The organism is Ornithinibacter sp. (assembly GCF_035443565.1).
Lineage (GTDB): Bacteria > Actinomycetota > Actinomycetes > Actinomycetales > Dermatophilaceae > Fodinibacter.
In genome coordinates this window covers 1-1,810 of record NZ_DAORSO010000303.1, presented here as the reverse complement: position 1 = coordinate 1,810, position 1,810 = coordinate 1, and the positions used below count along the sequence as shown (strand labels likewise).

At 72.2% G+C, this 1,810-nt stretch carries 3 protein-coding genes; 2 read left to right on the top strand and 1 reads right to left on the bottom strand.

Features of this window, described 5'->3' with window-relative positions; genetic code table 11:
* Positions 1–202: hypothetical protein (locus PLL68_RS14705; protein ID WP_324535359.1), on the top strand; the 202-nt coding region annotated here is incomplete at its 5' end.
* A 133-nt stretch (positions 203–335) separates the two neighbouring features.
* Positions 336–1,442, top strand: a complete 1,107-nt coding sequence (locus PLL68_RS14700) for a DNA glycosylase AlkZ-like family protein (protein WP_324535357.1) — start codon at positions 336–338, stop codon at positions 1,440–1,442.
* A 16-nt stretch (positions 1,443–1,458) separates the two neighbouring features.
* Here PLL68_RS14700 and PLL68_RS14695 read toward each other — a convergent pair.
* On the bottom strand, positions 1,459–1,810 hold a 352-nt coding region (locus tag PLL68_RS14695; RefSeq protein WP_324535355.1), incomplete at its 5' end, for a class F sortase.

Genomic DNA, 1,810 nt, shown 5'->3' with positions numbered 1-1,810 from the left:
CGTCGGCGCTGGGCAGGTCACCCTGCTGCCAGCCACCGGGGCGGCCGAAGCCGCGTCCACGGGCGCCGCGAGGGCCACGGGGACCGCGCGGGCCGTCCTCGCCAGGACCGCCGCCGGGGCCGGGGCGCCCGCCACGGGGACCGCGGATGCCGTGCATGCCGCGCAGGCCACGGGCCGTGCCCGAGGCGCCGAGGGTGTCTGACTCTGAGGGGGTGAAGTGGGGGTGTCGCATGACGCTTCTCCTTGCAGTGATTACTTGATTACACACTATCGAACGCAAGGCACCCCCGAACTGTTCCCGAGCACGACGACCCCCGTCAGGGGTCGGTGCGACGATGACCGCTGTGCGTACGGCATCCCTGCCCCAGGTGCGTCGACGGCGCCTGGCCACCCAGCGCCTGTCGGCGGCTGGGCTGCCGCGCGGGGGCGATGTGGTGCGGCTCCTCACGGCCGTACAGTCCCAGGATGCGCCGCTGGCCGCGTGGTCCCTCGCGATGCGGATGCCGCCCGGCACCACCTATGCGGGCCTGCTGGCCGAGCAGGCGGCAGGCGGCTGGGTGCGCACCCACGTGCTGCGCCCCACCTGGCACCACGTCGCACCCGAGGACCTGCGCTGGATGCAGCACGCCACCGGCCCGCGCGTCGAGTCCTCCCTGAACGGCCGCCGCCGCGGGCTCGGGCTCGACGACGACCTGATCCTGCGTGCGTTCCGGGTGCTCGAGCGGGTCCTCGCCGGGCCCACACCCCACACCCGCCGCGAGCTGCGGCCGCACGTCGAGGCTGCTGGCCTGCCGACCGACGTGCAACGGCTCGCGCACCTGCTCATCGTCGCCGAGCTTCGGGCCTTCATCTGTTCCGGCCCGCCTCGCGGTGCCGAGCACACCTACGTGCTCGCCGACGAGACGCTGCCCCCGGCCCCGCTCGACAGCCTCGACGCCGACGATGGCCGCCGAGAGCTCACGCGACGATTCTTCGTAGGCCACGGCCCGGCATCCGAACGGGACCTGGCCCGCTGGTCAACCCTCACCCTCACCCAGATCCGCGCAGCCCTGCGTGACCTCGAGGGCGACCTCGACCACGTCGAGGCAGGCGGCCACACCCTCTGGTTCGACCCTCGGATGTCGTCACGCACCTCGCGCGCGCCGCGCGCCCTGCTGTTGTCGACGTTTGACGAGGTGTGCCTGACCTACCGCGACACCGGCTTCCCGCGGCGCGACCCGTCGGCGTCGCGGGCCCGGCTGGTGTCGGAGGCAGGTGGGGGCATCGTCGTCGTGGGTGATGAGGACGTCGGGGTGTGGAAGCGCGTGGTGACGGCCGCGTCGGTTCGGGTGGCCGTTTCGGGCGACACCCCTCTCGATACCAGCGATCAGGACGCGATCGGTGACGCGGCCGCGGCCTTCGCTGCTTTCCTGGAGCGCCCTCTCGACCTGACCTTCGGCTAGCGTCGGCGCCGCGGCGTCAGACCTTGTCAGCGATGACGACGAAGTTGGCGACCCGGTGGCCGTCACCTCGCAGTCCGAACGCGTCGTCGCAGGTGATGATCGCCAGCCTGGTCCGCGAGGTGTTCGCACCCCAGACCGTCTGGTCGGTCGTGACCTTCTTCTTGTCGATGGCCCCCGCCCGGGTCACGCGGTACTTCACCGACTTGCCGTCCTCGACGACCTCGATGGTGTCGCCGACGTCGACGTCGGCCAGGTCGGCAAAGACGTCGGGCCGCTTCCCGGTGGCGACGTGCGCGGCGATGACCGCCGTGCCGACCTTGCCGGGGCGAACCCGCTCATAGCCCTTGAACCACATCACGGTGCCCGGG